This is a genomic window from Flavobacterium enshiense (assembly GCF_040750275.1).
GTDB lineage: Bacteria > Bacteroidota > Bacteroidia > Flavobacteriales > Flavobacteriaceae > Flavobacterium > Flavobacterium enshiense_B.
Genome location: NZ_JBDOCV010000040.1, coordinates 1 through 344 on the forward strand (window position 1 = coordinate 1; position 344 = coordinate 344).

The window sequence follows — 344 nt, forward strand, 5'->3', positions numbered from 1 at the left end:
CTGCTGATGTTAAAGCAATAGCTGGTAAACCGGTTATTGTAATATTAAATGGACTGCTTCCAGCCACACCACAAGCTGAAGCCGGATAAGTATAGGTCACAGTATAAGTTCCAGGTGTACTTGCTGCCAAATCAATCTCTCCAGTCGATGTACTAACAAATACCAATCCTGCCGTAGAAGAATAAGTTCCTCCTGTTGTAAATCCTGCGACTCCTGTCGGTGTTGGATTAGCAGCATTCTGACATACCGGTGTTGGATAACTGAATCCTGTCACTGGTACTATAGCTGAATTAACAGTAATAGTTCCCGTAGCCGTAGCTGCCGGTGCACATCCACCTGTAGTC

The 344-nt window shown here is 44.8% G+C and carries 1 protein-coding gene; it reads right to left on the minus strand.

Translation table 11 applies throughout. From position 1 onward, the window contains the following. On the minus strand, nucleotides 1–344 hold a 344-nt coding region (locus ABGT15_RS14715), incomplete at both ends, for a hypothetical protein (protein WP_437125374.1).